Origin of the sequence: Dyadobacter sp. CY351 (genome assembly GCF_021502625.1) — a bacterium.
GTDB classification, from domain to species: domain Bacteria; phylum Bacteroidota; class Bacteroidia; order Cytophagales; family Spirosomataceae; genus Dyadobacter; species Dyadobacter chenhuakuii.
The window spans coordinates 104,324-124,512 of the sequence record NZ_JAKFFU010000010.1 but is presented as its reverse complement, the minus strand read 5'-3'; the positions used below and the strand labels follow the sequence as shown (position 1 = coordinate 124,512).

The 20,189-nt window shown below is 49.0% G+C and carries 13 protein-coding genes; 6 read left to right on the top strand and 7 right to left on the bottom strand.

The window, feature by feature from the left end; all coding sequences use genetic code 11:
• Positions 1 to 50 precede the first annotated feature (50 nt).
• On the bottom strand, positions 51 to 1,376 hold the full coding sequence (locus L0660_RS18200) for a Gfo/Idh/MocA family protein (protein ID WP_235160662.1): 1,326 nt from the start codon (positions 1,374 to 1,376) through the stop codon (positions 51 to 53).
• A 140-nt stretch (positions 1,377 to 1,516) separates the two neighbouring features.
• On the opposite strand from L0660_RS18200, the gene L0660_RS18195 reads away from it, so the two are divergent.
• Entirely contained in the window at positions 1,517 to 3,241 is a 1,725-nt protein-coding gene (locus L0660_RS18195; protein ID WP_235160661.1) for a M48 family metallopeptidase, read from the top strand.
• An 8-nt stretch (positions 3,242 to 3,249) separates the two neighbouring features.
• On the opposite strand, the gene L0660_RS18190 is transcribed toward L0660_RS18195, so the two are convergent.
• The 5 genes from L0660_RS18190 to nirB form a co-directional block, all read right to left on the bottom strand.
• Complete coding sequence (locus L0660_RS18190) at positions 3,250 to 4,617, bottom strand: glycoside hydrolase family 140 protein (RefSeq protein WP_235160660.1); 1,368 nt, start codon at positions 4,615 to 4,617, stop codon at positions 3,250 to 3,252.
• Between the two features lie 56 nt (positions 4,618 to 4,673).
• Positions 4,674 to 5,342 carry a response regulator transcription factor gene (locus L0660_RS18185; RefSeq protein WP_235160659.1) on the bottom strand — a complete coding sequence of 223 codons (669 nt, stop codon included), beginning with the start codon at positions 5,340 to 5,342 and terminating at the stop codon, positions 4,674 to 4,676.
• Between the two features lie 26 nt (positions 5,343 to 5,368).
• Positions 5,369 to 6,799 (bottom strand): ATP-binding protein, encoded by a 1,431-nt coding sequence (locus L0660_RS18180; protein WP_235160658.1) that lies wholly within the window; start codon positions 6,797 to 6,799, stop codon positions 5,369 to 5,371.
• Positions 6,800 to 6,803: 4 nt separating this feature from the next.
• Positions 6,804 to 7,151 (bottom strand): nitrite reductase small subunit NirD, encoded by a 348-nt coding sequence (gene nirD, locus L0660_RS18175; protein ID WP_026631460.1) that lies wholly within the window; start codon positions 7,149 to 7,151, stop codon positions 6,804 to 6,806.
• Between the two features lie 278 nt (positions 7,152 to 7,429).
• The gene (gene nirB / locus L0660_RS18170) at positions 7,430 to 9,946 is read right to left on the bottom strand and encodes a nitrite reductase large subunit NirB (RefSeq protein ID WP_235160657.1); all 2,517 of its coding nucleotides are present in this window, start codon (positions 9,944 to 9,946) and stop codon (positions 7,430 to 7,432) included.
• Positions 9,947 to 10,223: 277 nt separating this feature from the next.
• On the opposite strand from nirB, the gene cobA reads away from it, so the two are divergent.
• The 5 genes from cobA to L0660_RS18145 all read left to right on the top strand — a co-directional run bounded on the left by cobA (position 10,224) and on the right by L0660_RS18145 (position 18,840).
• Positions 10,224 to 10,982 (top strand): uroporphyrinogen-III C-methyltransferase, encoded by a 759-nt coding sequence (gene cobA, locus L0660_RS18165; RefSeq protein WP_235160656.1) that lies wholly within the window; start codon positions 10,224 to 10,226, stop codon positions 10,980 to 10,982.
• A 32-nt stretch (positions 10,983 to 11,014) separates the two neighbouring features.
• Positions 11,015 to 12,373 carry an alginate export family protein gene (locus L0660_RS18160; RefSeq protein WP_235160655.1) on the top strand — a complete coding sequence of 453 codons (1,359 nt, stop codon included), beginning with the start codon at positions 11,015 to 11,017 and terminating at the stop codon, positions 12,371 to 12,373.
• A gap of 35 nt (positions 12,374 to 12,408) precedes the next feature.
• A complete protein-coding gene (locus L0660_RS18155; RefSeq protein WP_235160654.1) occupies positions 12,409 to 13,716 on the top strand; it encodes an MFS transporter in 1,308 nt (435 codons plus the stop codon).
• A 121-nt stretch (positions 13,717 to 13,837) separates the two neighbouring features.
• Complete coding sequence (locus tag L0660_RS18150) at positions 13,838 to 17,359, top strand: nitrate reductase (protein ID WP_235160653.1); 3,522 nt, start codon at positions 13,838 to 13,840, stop codon at positions 17,357 to 17,359.
• A 5-nt stretch (positions 17,360 to 17,364) separates the two neighbouring features.
• Complete coding sequence (locus tag L0660_RS18145; protein WP_235160652.1) at positions 17,365 to 18,840, top strand: rubredoxin; 1,476 nt, start codon at positions 17,365 to 17,367, stop codon at positions 18,838 to 18,840.
• 32 nt (positions 18,841 to 18,872) lie between these two features.
• Here L0660_RS18145 and L0660_RS18140 read toward each other — a convergent pair whose 3' ends face one another.
• Entirely contained in the window at positions 18,873 to 20,132 is a 1,260-nt protein-coding gene (locus L0660_RS18140) for a voltage-gated chloride channel family protein (protein WP_235160651.1), read from the bottom strand.
• Between the last annotated feature and the right edge of the window lie 57 nt (positions 20,133 to 20,189).

The window sequence follows — 20,189 nt, the reverse complement described above, 5'->3', positions numbered from 1 at the left end:
TCAGGCCGGAAAACGAAGTGCTTGACCGGCCTGATCTTGCTAAACAATGATTATCCCAACTCTGGCTCAGGCCCGTGCAATGCAGCGTTGGTCTGGGTTGAGTTGATTTTCACAGGCTTACCTTCACGCGCAGACTTGTAAATGGCTTCCATAATAATATGATCCTGCAAACCTTCCTCACCCGGTGTGAATGGCTTTTTGTTGTTGATCACACAGTCGGAAAAGTGATCCATCTCTGTTGCAAACTGGTTTACTTCCGCCATACCAATGTTCTGGTGCAGTTCTAAGCGGCCATCGGCTTTGGCGCTGCTCAGGTCCTGGCCTTTGTAAGCGTACGCTTTGTCCATATTCAGCCAGCCTTTTTCACACAGGACGCGATAGCGGCGGCTTTCGTGTACATTATAATGTGTAGTGCAATTTGCAATGATGCCATTGGAAAAGCGCATTTGCCATGATACAAATTCCTCAACCTGAGTGAATAGCGGGTTACCCGGGGTGCTGTACTGATATGCAAAAACCTCGGTTGGCTCTTCTCCAAGAATAAAACGGGTCGTGTTGAGGCAGTAAAGGCCTATGTCGGGGAGAACGCCGCCGCCAGCGAGTTTCAGTTTGTGACGCCAGTGATCCGGGTTTGCGGTACTCTGGCAATTGGAAGCCTCAACCACTTTAACAGGCCCAAATTCCTTTTTCTGCAAAATTTCCCTCAATTTGCGGTTATGCGGCTGATATTGAATGCGGTATGCAACCATCAGCTTCACATTCGCTTTATTACAGGCAGCAATCATTTCCTTACATTCTTCGGCAGTGTTGGCCATCGGTTTTTCGCACAAAATATGCTTTCCTGCCTTAGCGCCACGCACCACATATTCCTTATGCAAGCCGTTTGGTAAAACAATGTAAATGACGTCCACCTCCTTGTTTTCTTTTAGCTGATCATACGTTTCATAGCTGTAACAGCTCTCTGTCTTGACTCCGTATTGGGCAGCGACCTTTTTCATTTTTTCCGGACTTCCACTCACAAGTGCCGCCAATTTGGATTTTTTGCACATTCCTAACGCTGGTAGAATCTCTTCCAGGGACAAGTGCCCCAATCCTACAACGGCATACCCCACGCGCTGGTCAGGCGGAAGCGGCGTTGGCGTAGGCGCGCTTTGCTGGTCATATTCCGACTTCCACTTCTCCAACACGATAGGATCCTCCGGTTTGGCAGGCACGCGCGCTGGCGGCGAAGTGGCTTTAAGCGGCGCTTGTGCAAAAGCGTCTTTTGAGCTTTGGATTGCCAATCCGCTCATGGCTCCGATGGCCGCATATCTACCCGTTAATGTTAAGAAACCCTTGCGCGAAATCGGCGGCTGGGCTGTTAATGGCTCTCTCATTTTCAGTTTGTTGATTGTTTTTCGAAAGCCTGATGAAGGCAATTATCATACCGCAGAGCCACAAAATGCCTGCCGGATTACCGAAAAAGAAATAATGGCTTTATATTTAAATGATCCGTCAGGCACATTAGCTACTTAAAATGAAAAATCTTTCCCTCTCTTTTTTATTGCTTCCCGTCATTGTGATAACTGCTCTGTTACTGCGGTTCAATGCCTTTGAAGTTTTTAAAACCCAAATTCCGGAACAAACCAACATTGCCGTTTGCGGCGCTGTCAGCAGCTCGGAGGTGCAAGCAGCGGCCAACGGAAAGTTCATTTCAGCAATGCCCGGATGGGGTAAATATTCATATCCGATCTCGACCAGGAATGATAGTGCCCAGTTCTATTTCGATCAGGGATTGACCATGTATTATAGTTACCATATGAAGGAATCGCTGGCATCTTTCCAGGAGGCAGCCCGCCTCGAACCGACGTGTGCAATGGCTTACTGGGGACAAGCGCTGGCGATGGGGCCTTATTATAATGCTGCACATTTGTATAAAAAACCAGAGAGCATTCCGGCGGTTTTAAAGCAAATGAACCAGTTTGCGGCTAACACAACAAAGAAAGAGCAGGCACTGATCGCTGTCATGAACCAGCGCTATTCCGCGGATGCGTCTGATGCAGACAGAAAAGTCCTTAACATTGCCTATGCGCAAAAAACGCGCGGATTGATATCTCAATTTCCGGAGGATCAGGACATCAAAATGCTTTTCGTAGACGCGGTAATGCTCATACACGCGTGGGATTTTTGGAATAACGATGGTACACCCAAAGCCTGGACCAACGAGGTGATTGCGCTGAGTGAACAGGTTTTGCAGGCAAACCCCGATCATCCGGCAGCATTGCATTACCACATTCATCTAACAGAAGCTTCGCGTCACCCGGAAGTGGCGCTTCCCAATGCGGATAAATTGAGGGATCAGCTGCCCGGCGTGGCACATATGGTGCATATGTCGAGTCACGAATATGAGCGAAATGGTTATTTCCTGAAAGGCGTGGATGTGAATGATCGTGCGGATGCAGCCTTGGTTCAATATGATTCTCTTGCCAAAAACCTCAATCTCGTAAAACACAGTCCGCATTATTTTGCTGTGCAAACCTATTGCGCCATGAGCGCCGGCTTGTATAAAACGGGCATGCATGCGGCAAACAGGTTAAGGAAATCGGTAGCGCCGACATACGAAAGTCCATACGATCAATATCTCTTCATGCTCCCTGAACTTACATTGGTAAGGCTGGGAAAATGGGATGAAATCCTTAACGACACCACCAAACTGGATCCTAAATGGACATATGCTGGTCTGCTCCGCAACTTCGCAAGAGGAATGGCCCTTGTAAATACCGGCGCTGCCGACAAGGCAAAATCGGAATTAAAGTCACTTCTGGAAAAAGCAAAAGATCCGATCCTGACGAAAAGACGCATTCCCTTTAACGCATTTACACCCATCGCAAACATTGCCGGACAAATCCTGACAGCCGCCATTGCATTTGAAAACAAAAATTATGACGAAACGATCGCCAGCCTCAACAAGGCAATCGGGATCGAAGATAGCCTCATCTACACGGAGCCCAACGATTGGCCGATTCCAGCGCGGCAGTTTTTAGGTGCTTATTTATTAAAAATGAACAAACCAGCCGTTGCTGAAAAAATTTACAGGGAAGATCTGATCTGGAATCCCGGAAACGGCTGGTCAGCCATCGGTTTATCCCAAAGCCTCAAAGCGCAAAAGAAAACGAAGGATCTGCCCAAAATCGAGAGTGGTTACAAGCAATCATTTTCGGCGGCCGAACGACTGCCGACCGGCTCTGTGTTCCTGCGGTGAGCCATTTTTTACGGCATCTTGTAATTTTTGGAAGCATCGTCTAGAACAAGAATCCAATCCTGCCCGTAACCCGAAGTCGGCGGCGTGTATTGCTTTACTGCCTTGGCGTCCACTTTTCCAATGTCTTTAGTTTTGCCGTTTCGCGGATCGAACCAGAACGCATTGAGCTGACTGCCTGAGATTTTGCCGGGATTTACGGAGAATGATTTTCCTGTTGATGTATAAATGAAAATGAAGTCCGTGCCGCGCGTGGCCTGGATTCTTTCGTAGGAAGCCAAATCATTTTCAACCACAACGGATTGATCCGGAACGCGGTCCAGGATGGGACGTGATTCCATGAGCTTGCGAACAAATTGCATTTCCTTCGCGCCTGGCAAGTCCATCGCTTGTTGCCAGTAAATGTGCGGGCCATTTACCGCTTCGCGGTTCGGTGCATACATTTGCCAAATATCGTGGCAGCCATATGTATGGCCGAAAGCGCCTGAGAAAAGATCCAGATATGCTGCTTTTCTTACGTCGTATGCATTGGAAGTGCCTAGCTCGGTGGCATTGAAACAAACGGGATGGTCTTCGTAAATCGGCTCTGCGTCCAGCACGGGTTTGGTAGGCTTGCGGTCGTATGCTCTTTTTATATTGTCATAAACGGCTGCATCCCGGCAATGACCATTCTGAAACATATTGAAATCCAGCCATTTATCATCATGAAACCATTCGCCGGATCCTTCTTTATTAGGCTGCGGATGAAAGGTCATCATCGCATTATCATTCCCTCCCACGCCCGCAACGACGCCAGCAGCCATCGCCCGCCAAACGCCTACATCATCCACGTCTTTTCTAGGCGTGCGGTCGCCGCCCAGGACCCAAATGATGTTTTTGCGGTTTTTATAGCGGTTACCCAGCCACTTACCATAAGCCTCAGCATTGGTTTTATTGAAAACTTCCGGCCCTTTTCCCCAAGTTGATTTAAAAACTTTATCGCCCCAGGTGGGCAAAAAAGCAATGGTTAAACCCAGCTCCGCGGCTTTGTCGATGATAAAATCAACATGCTTGAAATAAGCTTCATTGGGCTTGGTAGGATCATTATCGATCAATGGTTTGTCACCGTAAGTGTTAGGCACATTCAATCCGTCGAATTCTGCCAGCGCGACGGCCTGGATGACTGTAAATCCTTGTCCGGCACGTTTTTGCAGATAATAGGTAGCATCCTCACGGTCGAGGCGGTGAAAGAGTTCCCATGCCGTATCGCCCATCCAGAAAAACGGCTTGCCGTCCTTTAATAAGTAACGCTGGTTGGGACTTACCGTAAACGACTGCGCCACAGCGCTAAAACCGGAAATCGTAAGCAAAAGGGCGTAAAAGAGGCTGCGAAAGCTCATGGATAGTTGAAACATTTTACATTTATAATGATACAAATGTAAAAAAAGGAAGCAAACTAATTCCCCCGCAAAGCCAGACTAATCAACTCCGCTGTGTTTTTCACATTTGCCTTCTTCATAATGCTCGCGCGCTGGTTCGCAACGGTGTTGGAACTGATGTCGAACTTCTCGGCGATGTCTTTGCTGCTCATGCCTTCGGTGAGGCATTTCAGGATCTGCTGCTCACGGGGCGTGATCATTTTCCAGATCGACTTATCATTGTCTGCTTCGAGCTCAACTTTGGGCTCGGGATTTCTGGCAATTTGTTTCAATAAATTTTTGATGATCACCGACGAAGCATAGGGAGGAAAGTAGAGCTCACCTTTGGCAATACTGCGGATCGCTTTGAGCATTTCGTCGCGGCTTGTGTCTTTTTGCAAATAACCCGCAGCGCCGCTGGTGGCGGCTGAGATCATGTAATCCGCATTGTTGTGCATGCTGAAAACCAGGATCCGGACATCCGAAAACGCAGGCGCGATCTGCTTAATGACTTCAATGCCTGACATTTTCGGCATAGTGAGGTCGAGCAAGATCACATCCGGGCTCACCTGCTCAATCATATCCCAAACCTCGTCCCCATCCGCCGCTTCACCCGCTATCAGCAGGTCCTCCTCGTCTTCCAGCAGGGTTATAATGCCTTGTCTTACAACTGAATGGTCGTCAACGACCAGGATCCGGATGGGCATGCAGGTGTGTTTTTTGGATTGATAATTTAAAGATCCACCCGCACGATGAGCTGTGTTCCGCTGTCGACTTCGGAGACGATCTCCATTTCGCCGTTCAGCAGCTGGGTTCGGGTTCGGATATTTTCCATGCCGTTTCGGGTCAGGAAAATGCCGTCTTCTGATTTCAAATTACTAATTAAAAATCCTTTTCCGTCATCCGCGATTTCCAAAATAATCCGATTCTTATTTTGTTCCAATTTAATCTTGATCTTATCCGCATTGGCATGCTTAACCGCATTATTCAACGCTTCCTGCGCGATCCGATAGAGCCCTATTTCAGTGGGACGGCCCATTTCAACACGCTTTTGCGCATCGCCATCAAACTCTATTTTGATCCCCGAGAGCTCGGCAGTTTGCTCGCATAGCAGGCGCAATGCGGCGCTTAACCCAAAATCACTCAATACGGAAGGCATCAAATTGAACGAAATCTGCCGCGTAGTCTGGATAATGTCCTGGATTAATGTCACCAGCTGTTCGAAACGCTTTTGGTTTTTCTCGTCATGAAACTGGACGGATTTCAGCTTTTCGGCGTGCAGTTTCAGGCCGGTGAGCATCTGGCCAATGCCGTCGTGCAGTTCGAGTGCAAAACGCTTTCGTTCCTCCTCCTGCCCTTCGATCAAGGCGCTGGCGCGGATGCGATCTTCGGCCAGTTGCAGCTCGTATTTTTCCTCTTCCACACGCAGCAAATCGTTCTGCGCTTCCAGGAGCTGGTGATTCGCTTCTTTCAGTTTTTGGTTCGAAAGCTGCAATGCATTTTCTGATTCGGTCAGCATTCGCACGACGCGCCTGGTGGTGTTTACAACTGGCCTGAAAATCAGCAACCCTTCTGCAAAAAGCACGAGGATGGTCATAATGTCCAGAATCCATTCAATGCGTTCGAGGTTTTCGAGTCTTTGGAAGCTCTCTTTATCAAACTGAAAAACGATCTTATCCATTTTGGCAAGAAACAGTGGTTCCTTATCCAGAATGAGGTTCAATGCCTCAGCTTTTGCCGACGCGGCTACTTTTGAATCATTAACCAAAGAAAAATTGGTATAAATGCTGTCAAAAACGGGCATCAGATCCAGAAACATCGAGTCCAGTGCAGCGCTTTTCCAGGTTACCAGGCCATTTTCAACGGGTAATTTCTTGTTGGCGAGATTCTCGTGACTTTCTTTCCAAATCGTTAAAAGCGAGTCGAACTGAGCGGAGTCGCTGTGCTTTATCTGCCCGACATTCAGGATCGCAAGTTTGGTCAGCCGCTGGCTCAGCATCCGCTGCCTTCCGGCCACATTCACCATGCGGCTGTCATGGTTCAGGTTATTGATAGTCCTTCTGATCAGAAACAAACCGCTGATTGTCAGCATCGCCACCACGCACAATGCTACAATGTAAAACCGGGTCAGACTGCTTGCTACGCTCTTATCGAGTCTCTCCATTCGCTCATATTCCGATGTAAACGAGGTTTTCTTTCACCATCACCGGAAAGGTATTGATTTTATAGGAATCATCATTGAGGCACTGCCCGCTTTGCAATGAAAAGGTTTTTTTGTGAAAAGGGCAGGCCACTTTCGGCTCCCCCTCATGGCTCCCGATCATCCCCCGCGACACGGCCATCTGCTGGCGGTGCGGACATTGGTTATCCGTTGCATACCATTCACCGCGACGGGCAAAGTTGAAAATTGCAATCTGTTTCCCGTCAATCAGCGCGCACCCGCCGCCATCTTCCGGAATGTCATTGACGTGGCAGGCAATGTGCCAGGTTACTTTCGTTTGTGTTGTTGTTTCCATTGGGGTTGTAAGTTAGCGTTGTGATCCCAAAGCTTTGTTTCATTTTTTATTCTCTTTATTTTCTTTCTCTTTCTCTTTCTCTTTCTCTTTGGATCCCCGGGCTGAAGCCCGGGGCAAATCATTGGCCGCCGCGATGCGGCTCACTAGCCAGATGCCAAGCCGGGTCACCGGCGACCCATACCCTCGCCAGGGATTTCAATCCCTGGAAAAGAAAGCCAGAATAATCTATTAATTTATTTTCAGCCAGCTATCTGATTTCGCCCAGCTATCCCAGCCAACTAAGCCCATTCTTTAGCCCGTTTCTGGTCTCTCATGGTTTCAAAAGCAATCGAAGGATCTTTCACAGGTGCATTCACAAAGTGCGAGAAGCGTTTTCTCAGCTCTGGATTTTGAACCACTTCTTTCCACTCGCATTGATACACGTCGATGAGCTTTTGCATATCCGATTCCAGTTCCGCCGCGATGCCTAGAACGTCGTCCACCACCACCGCTTTGAGGTAAGACATGCCTCCTTCCATCTTATTCAGCCAGGTAGCAGTGCGGGTGAGTGGATCAGCCGTTTTGATGTAAAACATTAAGAACCGGTCGATTAACTTCAAACACGTTTCCTTATCCACATCCGTCGCGAGCAGTTGCGCGTGCTGCGGCTTAGAACCTCCATTGCCGCAGACGTATAAATTCCAGCCTTTCTCCGTAGCGATGATGCCAAAATCCTTGCTCTGCGCCTCCGCACATTCCCGCACACAACCCGAAACTGCGGACTTTAGCTTATGTGGCGAACGCAAACCTTTATATCGATCCTCCACCTCAATAGCAAATGTTACCGAATCTTGCACCCCAAACCGGCACCACGTCGATCCTACGCAACTTTTCACCGTTCGCAACGATTTGCCGTAAGCATGGCCGCTTTCAAATCCGGCATCAATGAGCTGCTCCCAGATATCCGGCAGATCATTCAAATGCGCACCGAACAAATCAATCCGCTGTCCGCCAGTAATTTTTGTATATAAATTATATTGCTGCGCCACCTGACCGATAATGATCAGTTTTTCTGGCGTGATTTCTCCGCCCGGAATCCGCGGCACGACCGAATAAGTTCCTCCTTTTTGAATGTTGGCCAGGTAACGATCATTCGAATCCTGGATCGTCGCGCGGTCTTTTTGCAAAATATTTTCATTCCAAAGGCTTGCTAAAAGAGAGGCCACAAGCGGCTTGCAAACCTCGCACCCATCCCCTTTTCCAAATTCATCCAACACCGCACCGTACGTTTTGGCACCATTCATTTTGACCAGATCCAGCAATTCCTGCCGTGAATAATCAAAATGCTCGCACACCACATTGCGGACGTAAATGCCATTCTGCTTCATCACGCCCGAAATGATGTCTTTCACCATCGGTACGCAGCCGCCGCAACCCGTTCCGGCTTTGCAGGATTTTTTCAAAGCGTCCATCGTATGGTTGCCTTTTTCGCTCACTTCATGGCAAATCATGCCTTTGGTAACCGCCTCGCAAGAGCAGATAAGCGCGTCGTCGGGGAAGCCCATCACGCCTGCGCCTGCCTCTTTGCCCCCGCGCGAGCCCAGGATCAGATCTTCCGAATCTGGTGGCAGAATGGTCTTGCTTTTACAAGTTTGCAAGAGCATATTATATTGTTCGGCATCGCCCACAAGGATGCCGCCAAGCAAGGTTTTACTGTCCGGACTCACATTAATGCGCTTGTAAATGCCCTTCGCCTTGTTCTCATAGCGAATGGTTTTGCAAGCCGGCTCTTCGATAAACGGGTCACCAAAACTCGCCACGTCCGTCCCGATCAGCTTCAATTTCGTAGACATATCGTAAGGAAAAAAGTCCTTTTCACCGCCCAGAAGCAATGTTGCCACCACTTCGGCCATTTCATAGCCAGGTGCAATGAGCCCGTAAATCATATGGTGCGCCAATGCACATTCGCCAATTGCAAAAATATTCGGGTCAGAAGTTTGCAACTGGTTGTTCACCACGATGCCACCTCTTGGATGCGTTTCTAATCCTGCGATTTTTGCCAGCTCATCACGCGGCCGGATGCCCGCAGAAATGACCAGCATATCCACATCGAGCAAAGTGTTATCATTGAACTGCATCCCTTCTATGCAATCACCGCCCACAACTTCCTGCGTGCTTTTGGCTAGATGAATCTGTAATCCCAATGATTCAAGCTGGCTTTGCAGAATCCGCGAACCGGCGTCGTCGATCTGCCGGGGCATCAACCGCGAAGCGAATTCCACCACATGCGCCTCCTCTAATCCTAAATCCAGCAATGCCTTCGCCGCTTCCAACCCCAGCAATCCGCCGCCGAGCACGGCACCCTTTCTTGCTTTGCGGGCATACGACTGGATCAGTTCCAGATCTTCAATGGTCCGATACACAAACACGCCGTCTTTCTCCACACCCGGAATAGAAGGAACGAATGCGCCGGAGCCGGTGGCCATGATCAGATAGTCATAGTGTACTATATGTCCATGGTGTGATCTTACCAGCTTTTCGTCTCGGTCAATGTCCACCACCGGATCGGAAAGGAAGAGCCGGATCCCGTTGTCCGCATACCAATCTGCGCTTGCCAGGGTGAGATCGTCAGCTGTTTTACCAGCGAAATATTCACTCAAATGCACGCGATCGTACGCCACACGCGGTTCTTCACCAAAAACAGTGAGCGTAATCTGCTGATCACTTTTTTTTCTGGCGAGCAACTTTTCACAGAATTTGTAGCCTACCATACCATTGCCTATCACAACAATATGGGTGTTTGTTATTGCATTCATAGTAAATAGTAACTATTAATTTGTGAAAACATTATTATTATGTTGTATTATTTCAATATTTAAGCCTGTTTCCTTCATATTTAACAGAACAAACATAAATCGCATTTTATGCATTTCCTAATTTTATATTCGCAATTACAGCAAAAATGAAACATAATTATTGGCAAAAGCATTGTTTTATAAAATATTGCTCCTAATTTTGAACCAACAAATTACATAGTTACAAAATACTATGTATAGTACATTTCTAATATTCACTCTATTATATATATAAGAGATGGAAGCAAGGCTAACACTTGTAGGCGCCGGACCTGGCAACGGAGAATTGATCACATTGAAAGGGATCAGCGCGATTAAAGCAGCAGATGTGGTTCTTTATGATGAGCTGGCCAATGTGGAGATCCTCGACTTTGCTCCTGCTCATGCATTGAAAATGTATGTCGGAAAAAAAGTAGGTAACCCCTCGTTTTCCCAGGAAGAGATCAACGGCCTGATCGTGCGCCTGGCCCGCAAACGCGGACATGTCGTTCGGTTGAAAGGCGGCGACTCATTTGTATTCGGTCGCGGACATGAAGAAATGGAATATGCGCGGGAACATGGCGTGGCCTGCGAAGTGGTCCCCGGCGTTTCGAGCTGCATCGCGGTCCCGGCCTCGATGGAAATTCCGGTGACGCGGCGTGGCGTGAGCGAGAGCTTTTGGGTAATCACAGGCACTACGCAAAATGGTGAACTATCAGAAGATCTGCGCCTTGCAGCCCAATCCAAAGCGACGGTGATCGTGCTGATGGGACTGAGCAAGGTGAATGAAATATGTGCACTATACAAACACTTCGGGCGCGGACATTTGCCGATGGCGGTGATCCAGAACGGCACGCGCTCCGACGAAAAGAGTGTGATGGGACAGGTTTGGGAAATCCCGCGCCTTGTGAAAGAAAATAACATCGGCACGCCCGCCATCATGATCCTGGGCGACGTGGTGGCTTTGCATCCGTCGTACGCGGTGGATTATCTGCAAAGCATGCATTTGGTTTCCTGAAATACCGGCTTACGCAATTAACCTTTCACTCCGTGAAAACAAATTTCTACTTCCTAATGCTCTTTGCAGCAGGTTTTTGCCTGCTCTTTTCGCCTCACGCGCACGCGCAGTTCAGCCTTTCGGGCCAGTTGCGGACGCGCTCGGAACTGCTGCACGGACAAGGTTCACCCCTGTCCAAAACCGATAAGCCCGCGTTTTTTACTTCGCAAAGAACCCGGCTGAATGCAGGCTACAAAGGTTATAGAACGCAATTTTTCATGGCCGTTCAGGATGTGCGTGTTTGGGGACAGGATGCTTCTACCAACAACCGCATCACCAATCCTGCGCTTAATGGGTTAATGTTGCACGAAGCCTGGGGCAAAATCAGTTTGCTGGATACGAATCAGACCAAGTTGGGAAAGGAATTTGCGTTGAAGATCGGGCGGCAGGAGTTGCTCTACGACGACAGCCGACTGTTAGGAAATCTGGATTGGCTACAACAGGCTCGCCGCCACGATGCAGCATTATTGAAATACGCATTCAATGGATTCACTGCGCACATCGGCGTTGCGTATAACCAAAACCGTGAGCTTCGTACAGGCACATTATATGATGGTGTTCCCAACGGTTACGCGGCAGGAACGAATGGAATCGGTACAATGTACAAATCGATGCAGTTCGCTTATTTGGGTAAAAAACTAAAACAAGGAAATGTATCTTTCCTTATCCTGAAAGATGATTTTCAGAAATATGCATTGGATACGGCAGGTGTGAGAACGGTCAAAAACGGCACAAACAAACGCGTAACATTCGGTCCTTACCTGCAAACCAAACTCGGCAAAGCCTGGAATCTGACGGCCAGCGCGTATTACCAGGCCGGAAAAGACAAGGATGGCAAATCGCTGAATGCGTACATGTATTCGGTGCGCGGTTCATACGCTGCGAGTTCCATCTTTTCCATTGGTCCGGGCTTCGATTACACTTCCGGGACCACGAACGGTTCACGCAAAAACAGCACATTTGATCCACTATACGGCACGCCGCACAAGTTTTGGGGGCAAATGGATTACTTCTATGCAGCCAACGGTTTCGGCAAAGGCGGACTGGCCGATTTTTACATAAACAGTGTAATCAAGGCTTCCGAAAAGCTGTCTATTGCCATTGATTTGCACCAATTTTCGAGCGCAGCCAACATTCGCAATGCAAAAGACGAAAAGCTTTCGGCCAATTTCGGGGAAGAGCTCGACATCATTGCCACTTATAATATCACCAAAACCATCAGCTTTCAGGGCGGTTACTGCACATTCCTACCCACCAGCAGTTTAGCGCAGGTGAAAGCCGTAAAAGATCCGCAGAAAATGGCAAACTGGGCTTATCTGATGATCAATATCAAGCCTGAATTTTTGAAATAAGCATTCCAAAACAACTATTAAAACTCCTATTTACTATGGAAACGACTAACAAGCCGCTTGAAAAGTTGCATATTTTCAGTTTCAAAGGCGTTCAGATGCGCACTTTCCACCTTACGTGGATGGCCTTTTTCCTTTGCTTTTTCGGCTGGTTCGGCCTCGCGCCATTGATGACTGTGGTGAAAACGGACCTAGGCTTAACAAAAGGTCAGATCGGTAACATTATCATCGCATCCGTGGCCGCAACTGTCGTAGCGCGCATTGCCATTGGAAAGCTGTGCGACACCTGGGGGCCGCGCAAAACGTACGCCGCATTGATGGGCATCTGCTCCATTCCCGTGATGACCGTAGGCCTGGTGCATTCCTATGAAGGCTTTTTGTTGTTCCGGCTCGCGATCGGTGTGATTGGCGCGTCGTTTGTGATCACGCAATATCACACGTCTGTCATGTTTGATAAAAAAATCGTCGGAACGGCCAATGCGGTGGCGGGCGGCTGGGGTAACCTGGGCGGCGGCATTACAAACATGGTGATGCCATTGGTTTTCGCAGGTTTTGTAAGCATGGGTTACCTGCCCGAATCGGCTTGGAGAATCGCGATGGTGATTCCGGGCGTGCTGCTGTTTGTTTTTGCTTTTGTCTATTACCGTTTTACCAAAGACACCCCTGCCGGTAACTTCGAAGATTTGGAGATAACTAATCCTAAGGCCGTTAAGACCAAAGGAACATTGAAACTGGCGATGAAAGATCCTAGAACCTGGGCGCTTTTCCTGGCATACGGAGCTTGCTTTGGCATAGAAATCACCTTTGACAATGTAGCTGCGCTTTACTTTTTTGAAAACTTTGAAACCTCACTGGCAACCGCCGGGATCCTGGCAGGAACATTCGGTTTTATGAACATTTTTGCGAGAGCGGTTGGTGGGATTGTGGCGGATAAAGTTGGAAATAAATACGGCATGATCGGCAAGGGAAAGCTGCTGGCGCTTTTGCTGGCCTGCGAAGGAATAGGCATAGCATTGTTTGCCCAAAGCGGCAGCATTGTAGCGGCGGTGGTTACCATGCTTTGTTTCGCGATGTTTTTAAAAATGGCCAATGGCGTTACTTATGCGATCGTACCTTTTATTAATCAAAAAGCGATCGGTTCGGTGAGTGGCATCGTGGGTGCGGGCGGCAATGTGGGTGCTGTTTTAGCAGGGTTTTTATTCAAATCCAGCGACATCACTTACTCAGAAGCATTCATGTATATAGGCGTTGCGATTGCCTGCATCGCAGCTGTGGTGGCGCTCATTAATTTTGATAAAACGAGAAGCGTTGTGACGGAAGGCACGCTTGAACCTGTCGAGGCATAGTGGCAGTATGCCCCCAACCTCCTGAAGGGGGCTTTTTTTACTATTTCGGTAAACTGTAAGCCCCTTTAGGGGTTGGAGCCCCAAGGCACTACGCTCAAAATTCAACCACTATCTATCACCTATGAAAACATTCAAATCAACTTGCTGTTACTGCGGCGTGGGCTGTGGGGTTGTGGTTACGAAAGAGGGGAACGGGCAACTGAGCTTGGAGGGCGATAAGGGGCACCCGTCGAACAAGGGCATGTTGTGTTCCAAGGGCATGAACCTGCATTACACGGTAATGGACCAGTCGGACCGGCTGCTGTATCCGCAAATGCGGCTTAACCGCTCGATGCCGATGCAGCGTGTAAGCTGGGAAGATGCTTTGGAGCGCACTGCCGCGGTTTTCAAGACATTAATCAAAAAATTTGGGCCGGATTCGGTGGCATTTTATGTGTCGGGGCAATGCCTTACGGAAGAATATTACGTGGTTAACAAGCTGATTAAGGGCTTCATAGGCTCGAACAATATTGATACCAACTCACGGCTTTGCATGAGCTCGGCCGTGGTGGGTTATAAGCTGGCACTGGGCGAGGACAGCGTGCCGGTTTGCTATGACGACATCGAGGCGGCCGATGTCATCTTTGTGACCGGCGCTAATCCAGCCTGGTGCCATCCCATTATCTGGCGTCGCGTAGAGGCGCATAAGGCGGCCAATCTTGATGTGAAAATTATCTGCGTCGATCCCCGCAAAACCGACACTTCCCGCTCATCCGACCTGCATTTGCAGATCGCGCCGGGAACCGACATTGTGCTTAATAATGCCATTGGCAGGATATTAATCGAGCAAAATTACATTGATCAGACGTTCATAGCTGAACATACGGACGGTTTTGCAGACTTCCGGGAAAAGGTCATGCAGCGCACGATCGCCGAATCCGCCGAACTTTGCGGAATTAATGCAGATGACATTTACACAGCCGCGGGATGGATTGGCCGGTCGAAAGGATTTTTATCGTTCTGGACAATGGGGCTGAACCAGTCGGTGATTGGGGTAAATAAAAACCTATCGCTCATTAACCTGCATCTGATCACGGGCAGAATTGGCGAACCCGGAAATGGTCCTTTTTCACTTACCGGTCAACCTAATGCCATGGGCGGACGCGAAACGGGCGGACTAGCCAACATTCTTCCGGGACACCGCGAAATTTTGAACGCCGAACATCGCGCCGAGATGGAACAATTCTGGAACACGCCGGTTAAAATCGCCAACAAACCCGGCCTGACAGCTACGGAAATGTTCGAAGCGTTGGCCGATGACAAGCTCAAAGCCATCTGGATTATTAACACGAACCCGCTGGTGAGCATGCCTGACATGAATGTTGCCGAAGCCGCGCTGAACAAGTCGCGGTTTGTGGTGGTGCAGGATGTTTCCAATCGCGCGGACACCGTGAAATTTGCCGATGTGGTGCTTCCCGCCGCTGCCTGGCTCGAAAAAGAAGGCACGATGACGAATGCAGAACGACGCATCACGCATTTGCCCAAAGCCATTTCGGCACCCGGCGAAGCCTTGCCGGATGCCGAAATCATCTGGCGTTTTGCAGCAAAAATGGGCTTCGGAGATGCATTTAACTACAAAAATACATCCGAAGTTTACGACGAATACACAGCCTGCACCGCAGGAACGAGCATCGACGTGACCGGCGTAAACTACCAGCTCCTAAAAACCAACAGAAGCATTCAATGGCCACAAACCAAATCCCAAAACAACAACACTAACACACCAACAACCGGCACCAAAAGACTCTTCACCGACCACCAATTCCACACCAAAAACAAAAAAGCCCAAATCCACGCCGTCCCCGACGAAAACCACTCCGAACCCACAACAGAAGATTACCCGTTGGTTTTAACCAACGGCAGAATACGCGACCAATGGCATACCATGACCAAAACCGGCCGCGTAGCTAAACTAAATCAACACACCCCCCAACCTTTCCTGCAACTCCATCCCGAAGACGCAAAAACCCGAAACATCAAAGAAGGTCAATTAGCCGTAATCCAAAGCCGCCGGGGCGAAGTTCGGGTAAAGGTCAACATTACCGAAGACGTAAGGCCCGGCCTGTGCTTTTTACCTATGCATTGGGGCAAAATCCTGGGCAGCAACCTGGCCCGCGCGAATAACCTGACCAACAATCTGGTCGACCCGAAATCCAAAGAACCCGATTTCAAGTTTTCTGCTGTGCAGGTTTCTTTGTATAAAAAACCTCTTGAAAAGATCATTATCATCGGCGCTGGCTCAGCCGGGCTTGGGTTTATCAACTCCTATCGTGCTTTAAATCAAGAAGATGAGATCCACGTTTTTTCCAAAGAAATATATCCATTCTACAACCGCGTAATGCTGCCCGACTACATCAGCGGTGTGCAGCATTGGGAACAGTTGGTAAAATTGCGCGAGGATCAGTTTGAGGAAAACAACATTATCGTCCACAAAGGCATTTTCATTGCACACATTTACCGTAACAACAAAACCGTGGTCGATTCCAACGGCCACGAACACACTTACGACAAGCTGATCCTGGGCATGGGCAGCAAGGCTTTTATGCCTAAAGGCGTCCCCGACCTGCCGGGTATTTTCAATATGCGTTCGCGGCTGGATGCAGATTCATTGCTCCCTTTTCTGAAGCAGCCTGAGCCGCACGCGGTGATTGTCGGAGGTGGGATTTTAGGCCTTGAACTCGCTGCATCTTTTCGGGAAATGAATGTAAAAGTGAGCGTGATCCAGCGCAGCGGCCGTTTTATGGAACGCCAGCTCGATCCGCTGGCGAGCGAATTGTTGTATCAGGAATTAGCAGAGCGCGGCATTGAAATTTACTTCAATGACGAGGTTGCGACGTTCAGCGGTCAGGAAAAAGTAGATGGCATCCGCCTGAAATCGGGCCGGAAGATTGCTTGCGATGTCGTGGTGCTGGCGATTGGAACGGTGCCGGTGATAGGGCTCGCGCAACAGGCCGGACTGGATTGCAAGCGCGGCGTGGTGGTGAATGATTATCTGCAAACTTCCGATCCGGACATTTACGCGGCGGGCGAAATCGCCGAATGGAACGGGCAAATGTGGGGCATTACGCTGGCGGCCGAGCAGCAAGCAGAGGTCATCGCCAAATACATGGCTGGCGACATTTCGCAGCCATACAAAGGCAGCACATCCATGAACATCCTGAAAATGGAAGGGTTACAACTTTGCAGCATCGGCCTTACCGACGTCCCGAACAACGATCCGGCTTACGAGCAGATCGTTTTTATAGACAAATCCAAGCGTTATTACAAGAAATGCATTGTCCACCGCGACAAGCTGGTGGGAGCCATATTGATTGGGGATAAAAATGAGTTTTTGGAATACAGGGATCTGATATCCAATTCAATAGAACTTTCTGATAAGCGACTGCAACTATTGAGGGCGAGCCAGAAAGTGGAGCCTTTGGAAGGAAAGCTGGTGTGCTCCTGCAATAATGTGGGCCAGGGAAATCTGGAACGCGCAATTGCAGGCGGATGCAGCGATTTCCAGTCGCTATGCCAGCGCACAGGCGCGGGAACGGGCTGCGGGTCATGCCGGCCGGAAGTAAGGAGTATTTTGGAAAAAGCAGCAGAAGCCACATTGGTTTAAACCTTATGAGAGACTACTATAATGTTAAAATCAACCTGCCAGGCGGGATTGCGTCGCCGGGTTATCTCAAAGATATCCTGACAGCAGCGTGGAATGCGAATGTGCGCAAAGTGCGCTTCGGTTCCCGGCAACAGTTGCTGATGTCGGTGTTTTACGAGGATATGCGTTTTTTGGAAAAAGACCTGAAAAAGGGTGGCATTTTCTACGAAATGAACACCGACCGGCAACCCAACATTGTAAGCTCCTATTGCGGCGAGGAGGTTTTCCGGACAGGCCAATGGCTCAACGCGAACGAGTATCATTCCGTGCTGGACACATTCGATTACGATCCTTCGTTGAAGATAAATATTTCGGATTCCAACCAGAGTTTTACGCCGTTTTTTACGGGTAACCTCAACTTTATTTCCTCGCCTGAGCCGCATTTTTGGTATCTGTATGTGCGTAACAAACAGACGAATACGGTTTATAAATGGAATGATCTGGTCTACACCAACGAGATTGGCCGGCTGGCCAAAGTAATGGAAAATTGCATGCTTTCGGGCGATTGCTGCGGGGAGGAAAGCTTGTATGAAGCTGTGCAGAAAAAGATCCGTTATGTGTCGCAGCCCGCGTCCCAGGATCTTGAATTGCCTTCGTTCACGCTTCCCTACTATGAAGGTTTTAACCGTTACGAATCGCGGACCTGGCTTGGTTTGTATCGTCGGGATGAGCAATTCCCGATTGAATTTTTGCTGGATGCCTGTGCATTATGTCTCAAAACCCGTATCGGCGAAATATGTATTACGCCCTGGAAATCACTGGTTATCAAAGGAATTGAAGACCAATATCGTGCCGATTGGAGCAACATTCTTGGCAAACACAACATTAACGTCCGTCACGCAGCGAATGAACTGGCCTGGCAAACCGAAGATCATAACGAAGACGGTGCAAGCCTGAAAAATGACCTGATCCATTATTTCGATAAGCACGATATGCGGACTTTCGGCCTTTGTTTCGGCATTCAGACCAAGGCGAAATCGGAAGTTTTTGGAAGTGTTTTGATCAAAAAACGGCCCTTGCTGCAGATCGGGCAGTTGGCGATGTTTCATGTGTACGACATTTATTACACCGAAAACTTCAACCCCAACAGCCGGACACAGCTGCTTTTTGAAAAAGGTTTATACAAAATTCACCTGGCTGCCCAGCTCGAAAAACTCTGCCGCCGCTTCAATAACCAGCGTTCACGTGAGAACTTCAAAGTAACCACACCCGAAGCAGATGAGGCAAAAATGACCCTCAAAATCGTCGAGCTCATCTACCAATGCCCCGACTGCCAGACCGTCTACGACCCGGAATACGGAGACGCAAACCAAAACATCGCTCCGGGCACGCTCTTCGACGAACTTCCCGAAACCTACTGCTGCGCCACCTGCGACGCCAGCAAGAGCGAAATGCTTGTTACTGAAATGAATAAAATTGCATTACCAGATCAAGCGGCCTGATGAAGACACTTGAAATAAGTTGTAGCGCACGGTCAAAAGCTTTTTCCCGCTCGCCAGTCATAGCTCAGCGGTTTTGGCCGACCAATGCGTTGTGCGGTGTAAATGCCGCGATGTCCCGAGAAAAAATACGCGGTAATGCAAGCGAGCGCAACGTAAATCCCGCACGAACTGCCAAACAACTCAATCGCCATGATGGTGCAGGCAAGGGGCGTGTTGGCTGCACCTGCAAAAACGGCTACGAAGCCCATTCCAGCTAGTAATGCAGTTGGTAAAGGAATAAAAGTAGAAAGAAAGCTTCCCAATGTCGCCCCGATAAAGAAAAGCGGCGTCACCTCCCCGCCTTTGAATGCGGCGCCCAGCGTTACCGCCGTGAATAGGATTTTTAAGACAAAATCATAAGCGGGCAGTTGCTCCGGAAAGGATTGCAATATCACCGGAATCCCCAATCCAATGTAACGCGTTGTCTCCATTCCGAAGACTGCTAACGCCACAAGTGAGCCACCGATCAATGGCCGCAGTGGCGCGAATCGCACCTTCGATTTAAAAATAGATCCTATATAATGTGTTAGCGAAGAAAAGGCAACGGAGCAAATGCCAAAAATACAGCCCGCCAGCACTGCATAAAGGATATGTACCAGCGAAATTTCCGGAACAAAAGGAATCTGATAATGCGTATGCCCCACCTGCCAGGCCCGCGTCGTCATGTCGGCAACGACGGAGGCGATCAATGCGGGAACCAACGCATCGTAACGCAATGTGCCAATGACCAAAACCTCAATCCCAAAGATCGCCCCGGCAAGCGGCGTCCCGAAAACCGACCCGAAACCTGCGGCAATGCCGGCAATAATAACCAGCTTCCGATCGCTGGAATTCAGTTTAAAAATCCGGGTAAACTGGTCTGCAATCGAGCCGCCCATTTGCAGCGCCGTGCCTTCCCTGCCTGCCGAGCCGCCGAACAAATGCGTCGCAACCGTGCCAATCAGCACGAAGGGAGCCATTTTTAATGGGATAATGGTTGCGGGTTGGTGAATGTTTTCTAGCAGCAGATTATTTCCTGCCTCCACATCTTTGCCCAGATAATGATACATACATCCGATCACGAAACCGGCAACAGGAAGCAGTGCAATGATCCAATGATGGCTTTCCCGAAATTCCGTGGCCCAATCCAGAGAAACCAGGAACAAAGCCGAAGCCGAGCCGGCAAAAACGCCGATCAGACAAGCCAGCAAGACCCATTTAATGGAGATAAAAAGGGTGGGAAAGTTTTTGAAAAGCTTTGCGTTACCGCTCATTAAGGCCTAATTATTTTATATTGAGCGCAGCAATACCGCCACGCAGAAAAACAAAGC